The 14669-nt window shown below is 70.0% G+C and carries 13 protein-coding genes and 2 pseudogenes; 8 read left to right on the top strand and 7 right to left on the bottom strand.

The genetic code is table 11. The features are described 5' to 3' along the window. Positions 1 to 26 precede the first annotated feature (26 nt). The 4 genes and pseudogenes from KMS84_RS14450 to KMS84_RS14435 all read right to left on the bottom strand — a co-directional run bounded on the left by KMS84_RS14450 (position 27) and on the right by KMS84_RS14435 (position 3512). Complete coding sequence (locus tag KMS84_RS14450; protein WP_256916615.1) at positions 27 to 1475, bottom strand: flavin monoamine oxidase family protein; 1449 nt, start codon at positions 1473 to 1475, stop codon at positions 27 to 29. 267 nt (positions 1476 to 1742) lie between these two features. Then, positions 1743 to 1889: pseudogene (locus KMS84_RS14445) on the bottom strand (IS5/IS1182 family transposase); the annotation flags it as partial. 7 nt (positions 1890 to 1896) lie between these two features. Beyond that, a complete protein-coding gene (locus KMS84_RS14440; RefSeq protein ID WP_256916614.1) occupies positions 1897 to 2241 on the bottom strand; it encodes a hypothetical protein in 345 nt (114 codons plus the stop codon). A 305-nt stretch (positions 2242 to 2546) separates the two neighbouring features. Next, positions 2547 to 3512 carry a helix-turn-helix transcriptional regulator gene (locus KMS84_RS14435; RefSeq protein ID WP_256916613.1) on the bottom strand — a complete coding sequence of 322 codons (966 nt, stop codon included), beginning with the start codon at positions 3510 to 3512 and terminating at the stop codon, positions 2547 to 2549. A gap of 63 nt (positions 3513 to 3575) precedes the next feature. Between KMS84_RS14435 and KMS84_RS14430 the strand changes: the two genes are divergently transcribed. Then, positions 3576 to 3962 (top strand): VOC family protein, encoded by a 387-nt coding sequence (locus KMS84_RS14430; protein WP_256916612.1) that lies wholly within the window; start codon positions 3576 to 3578, stop codon positions 3960 to 3962. 2 nt (positions 3963 to 3964) lie between these two features. Continuing rightward, a complete protein-coding gene (locus KMS84_RS14425) occupies positions 3965 to 4288 on the top strand; it encodes a putative quinol monooxygenase (RefSeq protein ID WP_256916611.1) in 324 nt (107 codons plus the stop codon). Between the two features lie 299 nt (positions 4289 to 4587). On the opposite strand, the gene KMS84_RS14420 is transcribed toward KMS84_RS14425, so the two are convergent. Further along, positions 4588 to 6009 (bottom strand): MFS transporter, encoded by a 1422-nt coding sequence (locus tag KMS84_RS14420; RefSeq protein ID WP_256916610.1) that lies wholly within the window; start codon positions 6007 to 6009, stop codon positions 4588 to 4590. Between the two features lie 96 nt (positions 6010 to 6105). On the opposite strand from KMS84_RS14420, the gene KMS84_RS14415 reads away from it, so the two are divergent. Together KMS84_RS14415 and KMS84_RS14410 are read left to right on the top strand one after the other, a co-directional pair. Next, positions 6106 to 6741 carry a helix-turn-helix domain-containing protein gene (locus KMS84_RS14415; protein WP_256916609.1) on the top strand — a complete coding sequence of 212 codons (636 nt, stop codon included), beginning with the start codon at positions 6106 to 6108 and terminating at the stop codon, positions 6739 to 6741. Positions 6742 to 7579: 838 nt separating this feature from the next. Further along, positions 7580 to 9469, top strand: a complete 1890-nt coding sequence (locus tag KMS84_RS14410) for an ATP-binding cassette domain-containing protein (RefSeq protein WP_256916608.1) — start codon at positions 7580 to 7582, stop codon at positions 9467 to 9469. Between the two features lie 457 nt (positions 9470 to 9926). On the opposite strand, the gene KMS84_RS14405 is transcribed toward KMS84_RS14410, so the two are convergent. Beyond that, the gene (locus KMS84_RS14405) at positions 9927 to 10517 is read right to left on the bottom strand and encodes a TetR/AcrR family transcriptional regulator (protein WP_256916607.1); all 591 of its coding nucleotides are present in this window, start codon (positions 10515 to 10517) and stop codon (positions 9927 to 9929) included. A gap of 79 nt (positions 10518 to 10596) precedes the next feature. Here KMS84_RS14405 and KMS84_RS14400 point away from each other — a divergent pair, with 79 nt between their 5' ends. Further along, complete coding sequence (locus KMS84_RS14400) at positions 10597 to 11520, top strand: oxidoreductase (protein ID WP_256916606.1); 924 nt, start codon at positions 10597 to 10599, stop codon at positions 11518 to 11520. A 402-nt stretch (positions 11521 to 11922) separates the two neighbouring features. On the opposite strand, the gene nicT is transcribed toward KMS84_RS14400, so the two are convergent. Then, a complete protein-coding gene (gene nicT, locus KMS84_RS14395) occupies positions 11923 to 13092 on the bottom strand; it encodes a Nickel transporter NicT (protein WP_438818935.1) in 1170 nt (389 codons plus the stop codon). Between the two features lie 65 nt (positions 13093 to 13157). Here nicT and KMS84_RS14390 point away from each other — a divergent pair, with 65 nt between their 5' ends. From KMS84_RS14390 to KMS84_RS14380, 3 genes and pseudogenes are all read left to right on the top strand, one after another. After that, positions 13158 to 13391, top strand: a complete 234-nt coding sequence (locus KMS84_RS14390; protein WP_256916604.1) for a hypothetical protein — start codon at positions 13158 to 13160, stop codon at positions 13389 to 13391. A 205-nt stretch (positions 13392 to 13596) separates the two neighbouring features. After that, complete coding sequence (locus tag KMS84_RS41105) at positions 13597 to 13848, top strand: homocysteine S-methyltransferase family protein (protein ID WP_306425460.1); 252 nt, start codon at positions 13597 to 13599, stop codon at positions 13846 to 13848. A gap of 172 nt (positions 13849 to 14020) precedes the next feature. Further along, positions 14021 to 14669, top strand: a pseudogene (locus KMS84_RS14380) (2-oxoglutarate and iron-dependent oxygenase domain-containing protein); the annotation flags it as partial.

The raw sequence follows: 14669 nt of genomic DNA, 5'->3' as shown, positions 1-14669 counted from the left end.
CGTCCCCCGGCCCCCGTCGGCGGGGTTCAGGACGCGTCGGCCGCCGCGCCGAGCTCCACGAGGGTGCGGGCCGCGGACTCCAGGGCGAAGGTCATCGAGCCTCCGTTGGGCTCGAACCCGGCGTGGTCACCGGCGAAGTGGATCCGCCCCTCGGGCCTGCGGATCACCGGCATCAGGGCGCTGTGCCCGCGCTCGGGAAGGATGTACGCCCCTTCCGCGTACGGGCGTTGGTCCCAGCAGACGGACGTGCTGGTCTCGTAGTGCTCGCGGGCGCCCGGGAGCATCCGTTCGACCTCGTCGAGCACGAAGTCCAGGCGCTCCTCCTCGGTCATGACCGACACCGCCCGCGCCCGCCACCCCGTCATCAGACACTCCAGGATCTTGCGCGGGCCCGGGAGTCGGGGAGTGGCGTCGCGTATCCACCGGATGGGCAGGTCGGTGGAGAAGCTGGCGTTGCGCTGCGGCCAGAACTGCCGGCGCATCTGGAGGTAGACGCGGACGACGGACGAGTACTTCACCCGGCGCATCACATCGTGCTTGGCGTCGGTCAGGCCCGCCTCGGTGAAGTCGATGTGCCGGATCGCGCTGAACGGGACGGTGACGACGACGCGTTCCGCCTCCAGGGTCTGCATGCGACCGTGGGCGAGGACGGTGACCCGGGCCCGCTCCGCGTCCTGTTCGACGCGGACCACCGGACGGCGGTAGTGGATACGGCTCTTGAGACGCTCGGCGAACGCCTGCGGGAAGCGGTCGGTGCCGTGCTTGACCTTCGCCCAGCGGGGATCGGCGTTGCCGAGCGAGTGCGGGCTCGCCTCGTGGCGCAGCCAGGACAGCGCGGACGCCGTCTTCAGGTCGCCGCCGCGCATCTCCAGGAACAGGGGTTCCATGAGGTCGATGGCCGCCTGGGAGGCGCCCCGTTCGGTGAGGACCTCGTGCACGGACAGGTGGTCGTAGGGGGCGAGGCGCTGGGTGAGCGCCCAGTCGGGGGCGTTCAGGTCGGGCTGGAGGCTGTCGGCGACCGCCGAGACGTACCGCTCGATCATCCCGCCGACACCGAGATCCTTCTCGTGCGGGTGCAGGTCGAGCCCGGCCTCGGCGACCGACTCCGGGTCGGGGGTGAAGAAACGGCCGCGCGCGAAGTAGGAGAACGTGGTGTCGAAGAGGTCGGCCGTCTCCGTCTCGACGCCGAGTTCACGCAGGTAGTGCATGGCGTAGTGGCAGTGCGGGGTGAGCGTCATCGCGCCGGCCTCGGCGTGCAGGCCGTCGGCGAACGGCTCCCTTAAGGTGTACGCGCGCCCGCCGGGCCGGTCGGACGCCTCCAGGACGGTCACCTCGCAGTCCCTGGCGGCGAGTTCGTGGGCGACGGCCAGTCCGGCGAGTCCGGCTCCGACGACGATGACGGATCGCGGGGGCCGCAGCCCCGGCAGTCCGCTGTCGAAGGCACGTCGTACCTCGGTCTGAGTGGCTTCCCGCATGGAGTACTCCGTTTCCGTGGTTCGGTGGCTCGACGGCTTGCGTGGTGCGGTGGTTCAGCGGCCCGGTGGCCGCACACCCGCGTCTGCGCCGCTCTCTGCTCGTCTACCACCTGCCACCGCGGCCATGTTCCGGCCGGCCCGCCTTCGCGGGAGTCCGGCCGGGCGGCGCCGCCCGGCCGGCGTCATCGTCGCGCGCGCCGTCCTCGACGGCGGCCTCGGCGCCGGACTCCGCCCATGCCTTGCAGTCGTTGCGGTTCCCGGCGAGCGGAGCGGAAGGCTCCACGGCCGGCCCCTACGGATTCCGTCCGCATCTGCGCGACGCAGCACCGTCACCAGCTTCCCGAAAGCACGCGGGCTCAGCCCGGAGAACGGGGCTGTCCAGCAAGGCTCCGACGCTGTGACCACAGCAGTCACCGCGTGATCATTCCTCTACTTCAGGTTCCCCCTGCTCGAACGCGATGCGGCAGCGTTCCACCTGGTCGGCCACCTGCTCCATGAACCAGCGCATGACCTCGTAGGGGACAACACGCTCGTCCGGGCTGTAGACGCGAACTGTCGGTTGCAGACCCGGGTCCTCGTCCGGAACAAGCGCTACCAGGAAGGCAGCGCCGGGCAAGTGGGTCACCGCGGCGTCGGAGTTCTCGGTACCCGTGACCGGCGCAGGCACAGCCTCGCTCAGCTCCACGGCCCAGGCATCGTCAGGCAATGCGTAGTGGAACAGGACGGCGTAGTGACGACCTGCATGTTCTCGCAGCTCCCATGGCATGTCAGCAGGCTGCCACACCGGCCTTGCCGGAGGCTCGCGGGTATCCGCGCGCTCACCTGGGCATAACCCAGCCAGCGTTTACGGGACAGCCCTTGGCGCGGCTGTCCTCACCGGGATGTCAGAGTGGCGGATCGGCAAGCTTGCGGGGTGGCGCGTCGAACCTGGGGCCGGACGGCTCCGCAGAACTGGACGGGTCGATCTTGTCGCGGCTTCTTCTCGGTAGATGCACGAATACGCGCGGGCTGGGTCCGGTCGGCTTGCATGTCATGTACCACGATCTGGACTCGTGACGGCCCAACGTGCCTTTATGGGAGCTCACTGCTCACGTTGTCCTCGAACAGTTCTCGGGCACGACGCACCAGTGCCTCCCGCACATCGTCCGGCGCCAGGACCCGGAGTGGTGTGCCCAGTGTGAGGAGGTACTTGGCGAGCCCGTCCGCGTGGGGACCGCCGATGTCGACGATCGTGGCGTCGGGGCCGTCTTGGCGGTGGCTGCCGACCGTCGCCGGGATCAGCCTCAGGGCCTGGTTCATGGGCAGCGGGAGGCGGATCGTCACGTAGAGCGGGTAAGAGCCGCTCGCGATGGAGCGGGAGACCAGTAGCGCCGGGTCGGGCGAGTCGACGAGTTCCACCGCCTGCCCGGTCGGCCGTATGTGCCCGACCCTGTCGGCCCGGAACGTCCGCCACTCGCCCCGCTTCACGTCCCGGGCGACGAAGTACCAGCGGCGTCCCGTGTGCACCAGGCGGTATGGATCGACGTCCCGGACCGTGGCCCTGCCTTCCCGGTCGCGGTAGGACAGACGGGCGCGCTCGCCCCGGCGGCAGGCGGTCGCCAGGTCCAGCAGCGTGCCGGGGGCGATCTGCGGTTCGTCGGGGCGGGGTGTGTGCACGAATGCTGCATCCATGTCGCCCAGTCGGTCCGCGATCGGCGGCGGCAGGACTTGGCGCAATTTCAGCAGGGCCGACAGCGCGGCCTGGTCGCTGCCCATGACGCCGCTGAGCGCTGCCTCCCGCAGCCCGACAGCCACGGCGAGGGCCTCTTCGTCGTCGAGGACGAGTGGAGGTATCCGGGTGCCGCCGCCGAGGCGGTAGCCGCCCCACGGCCCGGGGTCGGATTCGATTCCATAGCCGAGTTCCCGGAGTCTGACGATGTCCCGCCGCACCGTGCGCGCGGTGACCTCCATCCGCTCGGCGAGCTCGCCGCAGGTCCACGACGGGCGTGCGGACAGCAGCGAGACCAGTCGCAGCAGGCGGGCGGATGTGCTGATCACATCGTGAAGTGTCTCGCATGACCAGGACCGAATCTGTCCTGGTCCCGTCATAGCGTCTTTCCCATGAGCACTGGAAGCACTTCCACTCCCGCGATCCGCTATGCGGCCGTCACGTTCGACTGCCCGGAACCCGCCGTACTGGCCCGTTTCTATGGCACTGCCCTCGGCCTGCCCGTCGTCTACTCCACGGACGACTTCGTCCTGCTCGGCCAGGAGGGCTCGGCCGGACTGGGGTTCAACCGGTTGGCCGACTACCGGCGTCCCACCTGGCCGGACCCCTCCCAGGAGAAGCGGGCCCATATCGAATTGGGCGTCGACGACTTGGACTCCGCGCAGGCTCATCTGCTGGCCCTGGGCGCTGTCGAGCCCCCGACCCAGCCCCAGCCCGATCGGTGGAGGGTCCTGCTGGACCCCGCCGGCCACCCGTTCTGCATCACCACCCTGGTCTGAACATGATCGGCAGACTGATGACCATGACCGCGCACCCAGGCAGGGGTGGCGAACTCGCCGCCGTCCTGCTGAGAGTCGCGGACAGGCTTGGCGGCTTCCCGGGTTGCGAGATCTACTTGATCAGCCAGGACAGGGCAGACCCGGACACGGTGCACGTCACCGAGGTCTGGCAGGACGACGCCAGCGCGCAAGCCGCGCTCACTGCTCCGCCACTCGCCGAGGGTCCGGCTCCCGCCGACGTCCTCGCCCTGCTGTCGGCCCCACCGCACCGCACGGACCTCACCGTTCTGGGAGGAGTGGGCCTCCCTGCCGGCGGCCGGCTCTGACAAACGGGCCTGCGCAGGAATCCCGGCCGCAGGTCCTCGCCGACCGGTATCGCCCTGTCACTCGCCGGGGCGGTACTGGTCGCCATCAGCATCCGCGCCATGCGAATGACACCGGGTCGGCCCGCGTCTCCACGCGGCCGGCCCCAGGTCGTTCAGCGGTCGCCCCACGCCGAGCGGCGCTTCCTCGCGGGCGCGCCTTCTTCGCCGTAGTCGTCAAGTCGCCCCCTTCTGCGTTTGGCAGCGTTCGACGCGGCGGCGCCCTTCGACGGACGACGGTGCGTTGCGGTGAGTCGCGCGGCTCACCGCACTTGCGGGGAGGCCGCCAGGCCCGTGGTGGCCTCTTTCGCCCGTGATACGTGGGCGATGAGGAGGACCAGCACGCCACAGGTGGCGACCAGGACCCAGCCCGGGCGGGACGCATGGGCGAGCCCCGTCGGGCTGGTGGCCGTGACCAGGCCGCCGGCGAGAGCGATGCCGAGGGCGGAGCCGAGTTGCCGTGCGGTGGAGGTGATCGCCCCGGCCACACCGGCACGGGCGGGTGGCAGTCCATTGACCGCGGTGTTGGTGATCGGGGCGTTGGCGAAGCCGAACCCGACGCCGATGAGCGAGTACGCGGCCAGCAGCAGCGGCACGCTCGTGTGTGGAGTGAGCCGGACCAGGCAGAGCCCGCCGGCTGTGATGAATCCACCGGCGAGGAGCAGAGGCAGCCGCGGTCCCGTGCGGCTGACCATGCGGCCGGACCAGGGCGCGCAGACAGTCGCTCCGACGGCCAGGGGCAAGGTCGCCACTCCGGCGGCCAGCGGCGTCCATCCCCGGGTGTGTTGCAGGTAGAGGGTGTTCAGCAGCAGTGTCATGGTCAGAGCGACGAAGACCGCCACCGCGCCCAGGACGGCACCGCTGAAGACCGGGCTCCTGAAGATCCGCGGATCTATCAGCGGCTCACGTCGGCGGGACTCGACCCACACGAACCCGGCTGTCGCCCCAACAGCCCCTGCGTATCCCGCCAGCGCCGAAGGCGATGTCCAGCCGATGCGAGGCCCTTCGATCAGGACGCCGACCACGACCGCGAGAACCACGGTCAGCAGGACCTGTCCGGGCAGGTCGAGGCGCCGGGCCCGCGGTGCCCGGGACTCCGGCACGAACCTCGCACTGAGCAGCAGAGCGGCCGCGATGACCGGTGCGTTGATCCAGAACAGCGCCCGCCAGCCGAGCCCCGCGAGCAGCGCACCGCCCGTGATGGGACCAGCGGCCATACTCAGCCCGAACACTGACGCCCAGATACCGATCGCCTGCGCCCGTTCCTTCGGGTCAGGCATCGCGTTCACCACGATCGCCAGCGCCACGGGGCTGAGCATCGAGGCACCGATGCCCTGCAGAGCGCGGGCCGCGATGAGTACGCCCGCCGACGGGGCGAGCGCACAGACCAAAGAGGCCGCGCCGAACGCGGCGAGCCCGCACTGGAACACCCGGCGCCGTCCGAAGCGATCCGCCAGTGCGCCGGAGGAGATCAGGAGACTGGCCAGGACGAGGGTGTAGGCGTCCACGATCCATTCGAGACCGCGCGTGTCGACATCCAGACCGCGCCCGATGACCGGCAGGCCCACGTTGACGATGGTGGTGTCCAGGCCCACCAGGAACATGCTCAGGCAGCAGACGGCCAGTACCGTCCAGCGTCTGCGCGCACTCAGCATGGATTGAACAGGGGGTGTGGTCGCGGTCACGGTCTACCTCTGATGTCCGGGAACAGTGCCCGGCAAGGCTCAGCCCGAACGGCAGCCGCAGCCCAGGAATTTTGCGAACACTGCAAAAATCGCCTCATGAATACAGGAGCCAGGGATGCGGAGCTGGAACAGATCCTCGATGGCATCGGGCCCCGGCTGCGCATCCTGCGCCAGGAACGGGGACTCACGCTCGAGGCACTCGCGGCCACGACCGGGATCTCGGTCAGCACCCTGTCCCGGGTGGAATCGGGCAAACGGCGCCCGACTCTGGACCTGCTCATCCCGCTGGCACGGGCCCACCACGTCGCACTGGACCAACTGGTGGCGGCGCCCGCCAGCGGTGACCCTCGGGTGCACCTCCGGCCCGTGCACAAGGAGCGCGGCAGCGTACTCGTACCCCTGACGCAGTACCCGGGCCGCGTGCAGGTCTTCAAGCAGGTACTGACCCCACGCCAGCCGGAACTGGTCACCCACGAGGGCTACGAATGGCTTTATGTCCTCGCCGGTCGGCTACGCCTCATCCTCGGAGCGCAGGACTTCACGCTGCGGCCCGGCGAAGTGGCCGAGTTCGACACCACCGAACCCCACTGGTTCGGCCCCGCGGACACGAGCACCGTGGAGATCCTGCACCTGTTCGGTCCACGGGGAGACCAAGCCGTCGTCCGCACCAGGCCGTCCCCAACCGATCTCGTCCCGCCGACCGCCCCAAACCCACCGTCAACAACGTCATGACCCGCAACGGCCAACCGACAAATCCGCTGTGTCGGTCACGTACTGGGTACCGAGGCCGGCGCACTCGAGAGGCGCTGCCTTGTCGGGGACGGGCGGACTTCTTTCGCACCCACCAGCTCTTGGGGGTTCAGTGAGCAACGAGCAGCACGGCCAGCAGCAGCCGGTCCAGGCGCAGAGCGCGCGGGCGGACATACGCCGGGAGTTCGCGAAGAAGAGCGCCCTGGCCGCGATCGGGGGCTGCGCGACGCGGCTTCGGGCTTCGCCCGGGTGGCGACGCAGACGATCGTCGACTTGGCCTCGGCGGCGATGCGTGACCTGTGAAGCGTCATCCAGGCTGGACCCGGCGCGACCCGCCCGCTGAGGGTCCAGACCGGCCGGGCCGATCTAGTTGAACCGGTGGATCACATCTCGGGCGGTGTCGTCGTCGGCCCTGTACCAGCTGGGCGGTCACCGGCACCCGGTTACCGTCGGCCGTGACTGCCTTCTTCAGCGTGCCACGTACCGCGGTCGCCACCCCGGTGACCTTCGCCTCGGTCAGCCGCTCCCGCTCAACGTCTCGGGCTTTGCCCGTCCGGCTGGTGGTGCACGAGCTCGCGCAGCGTCGCGAGTGCGGCCTGCACGAGCGCGACCGACTCGGGTGACTGCGCGCGACAGCATCGGCGTTTCGGCCAACCTCCGTGCTTCAGAGACCCGTTACGGCAGAAGGGTCCGTTCACTCACCACACGTCGACGCGCCCTGCGTTTCGGGAATCCGGAGCGACCGAAATACACCAGTTCGATATCCCGGTGTGGTCGTTAAGCCTCACGACCACACCGGACAGCCGTCAGGGGGACCACGTTGACCACGGCCGCCACGAACGCACAACAGCCCACCGAGCCCCCTCCCCCGCCGCCCGCGGAGATCAGGTACAGCGGGCAGTACTCCGTCAATCCGCTCGCCGAGGTCTCCTTCCGGCGGATGTGCGCGCAGATCCCGGCCGTCCTGTACCGGATCGCGCGGCTGTCGTGGCGGACCGACCGGCGAGCCGTGCAGCTCCTGCTCGGCTGCCAGGTGGTCACGGGCGTCTCTGCCGCGGTACTGCTGGCCGCCACGGCCCGGGCCATGGGACCGGTCCTCGGGGACGGAGCCGCCGGCGAACGGCTGCGCGGCGCCTTGCCGGCGCTGCTGGTGGTGGCACTCGCTGCCGCGCTGGGGCGCGCGGCGGGCGCGGTCGCAGCGTACGCCGAGCGGCGGATCACTCCACGGCTGACCACGGAGACGGACACCGCGCTGGTCGAGGCGGTGTGCCGGGTGGAGGCCTCGGCCTACGCGGAGGACGGCTTCTCGGACCGGCATGAGGCAGCAGAGATGGGAGTGATCCGCACCCACGTCATGGTGACCGACGCGCAGCGGTTCCTGTCCGCGCTGATCCGCATGGTCACCGCCGGTGGCGTGCTGTCGGTGCTGAACCTGTGGATGCTGCCACCGCTCCTGCTCGCAGTGCTGCCGGCCGGTGTCGGCGCCGTGCTGACCGCGCGGGTCGACTACGAGATTCACTACGCCAACATCGCCGACCGCAACGTGCGCGGCATGATGCGCTGGTGGGCGACCGAGTCGAAGTACGGCGACGAGGTCCGCGCCAACTCGATGAGCGACTACCTCGTCTACTGGTACCGGGCCCTTTCCGACCGGTGCGACCGGCGCACCCTGGCCGCCGCGCCGCGGACCCTGCGGATCGCCCTGCTCTCGGCGCTGGCCGGCGGTGTCTTCCTCGTCGCGACCTGGGGCGCGCTGGCGTGGCTGGCGCTCTCCGGCCGGGTCGAGCTGGCGGTCGCGGCGACGGCGGTCATCGCCGTGCAGACCACGCTCGCTGCGCTGTCCCAGGTGGTCGTCAACGGCGCCGCAGTCTTCCATACCAGCCTGTATCTGAGCGATATGCAGGCCTTCCTCGATGATGCCGCCGCCCGCGCCCCAAAGCGCGGCCCCCGCGCGCACGTTGCGCCGACCGAGGAGATCCGGCTCCAGGAGGTCGTCTACCAGTACCCGGGGAAGGACAAGCCCGCCGTGGACGGTGTCTCGCTCGTTCTGCGGCGCGGGCAGATCCTCGCGATCGTCGGGGCGAACGGGTCGGGGAAGTCCACGCTCACCCGGCTGCTGACCGGGATCTACCTGCCCGACAAGGGCGAGGTCACGTGGAACGGCGCCGACCTCGCCGAGGTGGACCCCGCCACGGTGTGGGCGACCACCGGCCTGGTGCCGCAGATCTTCGCCCAGTGGCCGCTGCGGGTCCGCGAGAACGTCACCCTCGGTCAGCCCCGCACCCACGACGACGCCCCCGTGTGGGAGGCCGTCGACGCGGTCGGCCTGCGCGAAGCCGTCGAGGACCTGCCCGCCGGTCTCGACACCCTCCTGGCCCGCGACGTCTTCGGCGGATCGGAACTCTCCGGCGGGCAGTGGCAGCGCATCGCCTGTTCAAGGGCCCTCTACAGGCGACCGGGGCTGCTGATCCTCGACGAGCCCACCTCCCAGATGGACCCCCGCGGCGAGCACCAGATCTTCGAGCAGATCAAGGCCATCGCCGCCGACCGCATCACGATCATGGTGACCCACCGCCTGGAGAACACCAGGATCGCTGACCACATCATCGTGATGGAGCAGGGCCGGATCACCGAACAGGGCCGCTACGACGATCTCGTCCACGCCGGCGGAACCTTCGCCGAACTCCTGGAACTCTCCCAGGACCGCTGAGCCATGACGCCCCGTCACGCCCGTCCCCTATCGCTGACGCTCAAGCGGCCTCTGACCCCGTGCCCGGCTCAACAAGAGCCCGAGCCGGTTCCGCGTGACACACCCGGGTGCCGTCGGCGCGGAGATCATCGCCGTCACCGTCACCGGCTCCCACCCGACCGCCTGATGTCAGGCACCGGCGGGGCCGACGGTGCGTGGCTTCCGTCGACGGTTCCGCTCCCGTCAGCCGCACCTCGCTCCAGTCCGACCTCGCCAACGCGCAGGCTCGCAGCACCCGGCTCGTGGGCCGCATCCAACAGCTGGAGAAGCGCCTGTCCGTCGCGCTCGGGGAACAAGGCTGGCGAGAGTGCGGCCCGGGTGCCCCCGCCGATGCCGAGGAACACCAGCGGATGATCACCCGTCTGGAACAGCAGACAGTGGTGAATGTTGAGCCCCCTGGTCATCCTGCGCAGCTCGACTACGGCGCGCAGCCGCGCAGGACGGACGTGATCAGATCGTCCAAGCCGTGCCCATCCGCTTCCGGCGGCAGGACGCCGCTCACCGTCAGGCTGGCGTAGCCGTGCAGCGCCGCGAAGACCGGCAGGGCAATCCGTTCGAGTGGCCCCTCGCGCACTTCACCCCGGCGCTGTCCGTCGCCGATCAGTTCCAGGAGTTGATCGGACCATCGGTGGGCGGTCGCCCCGAGTGCCTCCGACGCCTGCGGACTGTGCTTGACCGAGAACATCAGGTCGAGTAGTGCGGCGTTGGCCACGGCGAACCCCACGTAGGCGCGGGCCGCGGAATCCAGCCGGTCGGCGAACGCCTCACCCACGCCTTCCTGTGAGGCTGCGATGGCCTCGGCGAGCCGCTCGAACCCGGTCAGCGCCAGGGCGTCCAGCAGTGCCTGTTTGGACTTGAAGTGGCGACTCGGCGCGGCGGGGCTCACCCCGATCTCGCGGGCGAGTTCGCGCAGGGACAGCGCGGACGCCCCCCTCTCGCGCAGTGTCTTCTCGGCTCGCGCGAGCAGCGCGGCGGGGAGGTCTCCGTGGTGGTAGGGGCGGTTCGTCATGCCCTCAGCCTAGCCGGGTGTAGGCGACGCACACTTTGTTAATCTTGCCTACATTGTGATCGGTGCTTACATTGGGGTCATGGCAAAGAACACGCACACCCAGCCCTGGAACACCACCGACATCCCCGACCAGAGCGGCCGCACCGTCGTCGTCACCGGCGCCAACAGCGGCCTCGGCCTCACCACCGCCACGGCTCTGGCCGCCGCAGGCGCCCACGTCGTCCTCGCCGTACGGGACACCGAGCGCGGCGAAGCCGCGGCCGCGACGGTGAACGGCAGCGTGGAGGTTCGCCGCCTCGACCTGGCCGACCTCGCCTCCGTGCGCGGGTTCGCCGCCGACTGGCACGGCGACCTGGACCTGCTCATCAACAACGCCGGCATCATGAACGTCCCCGAGGGCCGCACCAAGGACGGATTCGAGACCCAGTTCGGCACCAACCACCTGGGCCACTTCGCGCTGACCAACCTGCTGCTGCCGCACATCACCGACCGCGTGGTGACGCTGACGTCCCTCGCCCACAAGTTCCCAGGGACCCCGCGCATCCGATTCGACAACCTCGACATGACCGGCGAGTACGGCGCGGTCCCCGCCTACAGCCAGTCCAAGCTCGCCAACCTGCTCTTCACCCTGGAACTCCAGCGTCGGCTCACCGAGGCGGGCTCGCCCGTACGTGCCCTCGCCGCCCACCCCGGCTGGGCCGCCACCAACCTTCAGGGGCACGACGCCAGCCTGTTGCGGCGCGTCTTCATGCGCCTGGGCAACCGGCTGATCGCCCAGGACAGCCGGGCGGGCGCACTTCCCACCCTGTACGCCGCCGTCCAAGACCTCCCCGGCGCGAGCCTCGCCGGCCCGGGCGGCATGTTCGAGACCCGCGGCGCCCCGACCCTGGTCGGCCGCTCCCCGGCGGCGGCGGACCCGGAAGCCGCCCGACGCCTGTGGACCGCCTCCGAAGAGCTGACCGGCGTCACCTTCCCGGAGCCGACCGCGGCAGTTCAATCCTGAACCCGTGGCCGGCCCCTCCGGTCGGCACGCTGTGACGGGATATGTCGGTTTCAGAGCCGGCATGACCAGTCAAAGGTGGGCTCAGGTGAAACACGCGATGGTGACGTAGGCGGCGGCAGGCGAGGCGCGGAAGGCGTAGGAGGCGGCGACCTCCTCGACGCCGGCCCGGCGGCCGAGTGGCCCCACAACCGTCTTCCGCGCGCTGGATGCGCTGACGGCCGCGGGCCTGACCCACGCGGTCCACGGTCCCGGCCCGGCGCGCCTACGGCATCACGGGAGAACCGCGCCACCACGCCGTGTGCCGCTTGTGCGGCAGCGTCGCGATCCTCGCGCGCCGGCATCTGAGCGAGCCGGCGGGCGAGATCGAGGAGCTGACGGGCCTGCGGCCCGACTGTTCCCGTCCTACTCGGCAGCCCCGTCTGTCGTCGTGGACTGGGCCAAACCTGCGGTCCACTTCTCTTCGATCCGGCCGAACTTCCACACCAGTAGGGCGATGGCCCAGGTGGCGAAGAACAGGCCGACGATGACGTAGCCGATGATGTTCAGGTCGAGTCCGGCCACCCAGCCCCAGAAGGGGCCGTGCAGGTCGGCCTTCTCGGCGATCAGACCGAGGAGCTCGACCGTGCCGATGATCAGGGCCACAGCGACGGACAGGCCCGTGATGGTGAGGTTGTAGTAGACCTTGCGGACCGGCTTGGAGAACGCCCACCCGTAGGCGAAGTTCATGAACGAGCCGTCGATCGTCTCCAACAGGGACATGCCGGCCGCGAACAGAACGGGGAGGCAGAGGATCGCATACCAAGGCAGGCCGGAGGCCGCGCCCGAGCCGGCCAGGACGAGCAGCGCGATCTCTGTGGCGGTGTCGAAGCCGAGGCCGAAGAGCAGGCCCAGGGGGTACATCTGCCACGGCTTGGTGATCGACTTCATCAGACGGCCCAGCAGGCGGTTCATGAGGCCGCGGTTGTTCAGCTGCTCCTCCAGCGCCGCCTCGTCGAAGTGACCGGAGCGCATCTGCCTGAAGACCTTCCAGATCCCCACCATGATCAGCAGATTGATGATCGCGATGACGTAGAGGAAGGTCCCGGAGACCGTTGTACCGATCCAGCCGGTGACGCTGTGCAGCTCGGAGTCGTCGTTCTCGACCGGCCCGGCCAGTTCCTTCACGCCCAGGGAAAGCAGGAAGGCCAGGGCGAAGACGATCGAGGAGTGGCCGAGGGAGAACCAGAAGCCGGCCGAGAGCGGGCGCTGGCCCTCGTTCATCAGCTTGCGGGTGGTGTTGTCGATCGCGGCGATGTGGTCGGCGTCGAATGCGTGGCGCATGCCCAGGGTGTAGGCGGTGACGCCGATGCCGATGCCGAAGGTCTTGGCGCCCAGGCTGTAGTGCTCGGGCGCGACGACCGCGACCAGGGTGAACCAGCCGATGACGTGCAGCGCCAGGATGAAGGCGGCCATGCCGCCGACACGGGCCCATTCCTCGCGGGTCATCGACGTGCGGATGCGGTGCCAGGAGAAACCGCGGCCGGCGCCTGCCGTAGCGGGGCGGCGGGAGGCGGAATCAGGAGCGGTGGTCATGAAGACGCGGGCCTTACTGCTCGGCGATCGGCCGTTTTCAGCCGCGCCTTCCAGGTTTCCTGCCCATGAGTTGCAACTACAAGACAAAGGCGGTAAAGCCCCGGTCGGCGTTCGGCCAGAGCACCCGCGGCGGTGTCCTGGTCACCGCCTCCCCCGGCACCGCTCTGCACCGCTGGCTCCGCCGGGGCCGCACCGTAGCGGCGCTGGTCCGCCCCGATGGCACCGTCCAGCGCACCGCACGCGACCCGAAGGCCCTGCGCAGGCTCCTGCCCGCACCGACCCCCCACAGGCGTACCTGAATGTGGTCTTGCGGCAGCGCAAAACGAGTCGACGGACGCCGCACGGGAGCGGATTGGACCCTGTTGCCGCAGAGAGGCGACGTGGCCGGCATCCCGGCCTGGCTCTCCTACAGCATCCGTGGGACGACCACCAGCGCGGGCCAGCCACTGACGGAGGCCTTCTCCTGGCCCGGAGCAGCGCCGCCGTCGTCGCCACGGGGGTGAACTGCGCCCCAGCCGCCGACACGGCCGCCGCCCTGGCCCTGAACACCGGGCTCCCCGGCGTCGTCTATCCGAACGGCGGCGGCACCTGGGCCCCGAGTCCCGCCGCCGGCTGGGCGCCCAGGACGAGATCACGGACCTCGTGCCCTCCTGGCTCCAGGCCGGCGCGGCGCTCATCGGCGGCTGCTGCCGGGTCGGCCCGGCCGAGATCAAGGCTCTGGCCGACAGCGTCGGCGCCGCGCCGGCAGACCGCTGAGCGGCATCCCAAGGACGACCCCGCACCCGTACACCCATGCCACCCGTACGAACCATGTGGCCATGCGCCCGTGCAGCGCCATGTGCGCCCCAGGCCCGGCCCAGCGCGCCGGACGCCACCGACCTCCGTACGTACCTCCCCCGAACACACACCGCCCGCAAGGAACGCCACCATGTCCCAGCCCGCCTCTCTCCCGATGACCGACCTCTCCGCCCCCGACCGTGAAGCGCTCCACCGGGCCGCCCGCGACGTCGGCTTCTTCCACCTGGTCGGACACGGCATCACCCCCGCCGAACAGACGCGGCTGCTCGGTACCGCCCGCGAATTCTTCACCCTGCCCGAGGCTGACCGGCACGCCCTCGACAACCTCAACTCGCCCCACTTCCACGGCTACACGCGGATCGGCAACGAGCACACCCAGGGCCGCCGCGACCGGCGCGACCAACTCGGCATCAGCAACGAGCTGCCCGATCACGTGCCGGCCCCGGGCGAGCCGCCCTGCCGGTACTGCGAGAGGTCTCGCTGGAGTGGATGGCCCGGCTCAGCGCGATCGCCCACCGGCTGTTGCACGAGTTGTCCGCGTGCACAAGGACTACGGCTTCCTGACCCTGCTCCTGACCGACGAGGTACCCGGACTCCAGGTGGAGTCCCCGGACGGGCAGGGCTTCATCGACGTGCCGTATCTGCCGGGAGCGTTCGTGAACCTGGGCTGGCTGCTGGAGGTCGCGACGAACGGCTACCTCAAGGCGACGAACCACCGCGTGGTATCTCCTCCCGGATCACGGGAGCGCTTCTCCGCACCGTTCTTCTACACCCCCCCC

It is taken from the genome of Streptomyces hilarionis (assembly GCF_024539675.1).
In the GTDB taxonomy this organism is placed as follows: Bacteria; Actinomycetota; Actinomycetes; order Streptomycetales; family Streptomycetaceae; genus Streptomyces; species Streptomyces hilarionis.
The sequence above is the reverse complement of the archived record's forward strand: the minus strand, read 5'-3'. Positions and strand labels throughout refer to the sequence as shown.

Coding starts and splice junctions, on each gene's coding strand:
- KMS84_RS14415 (WP_256916609.1), top strand. CDS start 6,106: ATGAATACAGGAGCCAGGGATGCGGAGCTGGAACAGATCCTCGATGGC.
- KMS84_RS14430 (WP_256916612.1), top strand. CDS start 3,576: ATGAGCACTGGAAGCACTTCCACTCCCGCGATCCGCTATGCGGCCGTC.
- KMS84_RS14390 (WP_256916604.1), top strand. CDS start 13,158: ATGAGTTGCAACTACAAGACAAAGGCGGTAAAGCCCCGGTCGGCGTTC.
- KMS84_RS14440 (WP_256916614.1), bottom strand. CDS start 2,241: ATGCCATGGGAGCTGCGAGAACATGCAGGTCGTCACTACGCCGTCCTG.
- KMS84_RS14405 (WP_256916607.1), bottom strand. CDS start 10,517: ATGACGAACCGCCCCTACCACCACGGAGACCTCCCCGCCGCGCTGCTC.
- KMS84_RS14450 (WP_256916615.1), bottom strand. CDS start 1,475: ATGCGGGAAGCCACTCAGACCGAGGTACGACGTGCCTTCGACAGCGGA.
- nicT (WP_438818935.1), bottom strand. CDS start 13,092: ATGACCACCGCTCCTGATTCCGCCTCCCGCCGCCCCGCTACGGCAGGC.
- KMS84_RS14425 (WP_256916611.1), top strand. CDS start 3,965: ATGATCGGCAGACTGATGACCATGACCGCGCACCCAGGCAGGGGTGGC.
- KMS84_RS14400 (WP_256916606.1), top strand. CDS start 10,597: ATGGCAAAGAACACGCACACCCAGCCCTGGAACACCACCGACATCCCC.